This is a genomic window from Bartonella sp. AP58NXGY, from assembly GCF_042195785.1.
In the GTDB taxonomy this organism is placed as follows: domain Bacteria; phylum Pseudomonadota; class Alphaproteobacteria; order Rhizobiales; family Rhizobiaceae; genus Bartonella.
Window position 1 is genome coordinate 1 of the sequence record NZ_JBHIOY010000350.1, and the last position, 271, is coordinate 271.

The following is a 271-nucleotide window of genomic DNA, read 5'->3' on the forward strand; positions in this document are numbered from 1 at the left end:
ATAATCCCTGTAAGGGGGATAATAAGAGAAGATTTTAGATGAATACGGCGTAATAAAAACATAAAAAGTAAAGTGCCTGTCATGGCAAAAAGTGTCGCAACGACCATTTTTCCTAAAACAGGAATATCGGGCAAAAAAATCATAATAAAAAGAATGCCAAGGGAAGCCGATTCGACGGTCCCAGCGGTTGATGGCTCGACAAAGCGATTACGTGTCAACAGTTGCATAATCATGCCTGAAAGTGCAAGCGCTGCGCCTACTAAAAGAATCG

The 271-nt window shown here is 41.3% G+C and carries 1 protein-coding gene; it reads right to left on the reverse strand.

The genetic code is table 11. The features are described from left to right. Nucleotides 1-271: iron chelate uptake ABC transporter family permease subunit (locus ACFINC_RS11350; RefSeq protein ID WP_375617269.1), on the reverse strand; the 271-nt coding region annotated here is incomplete at both ends.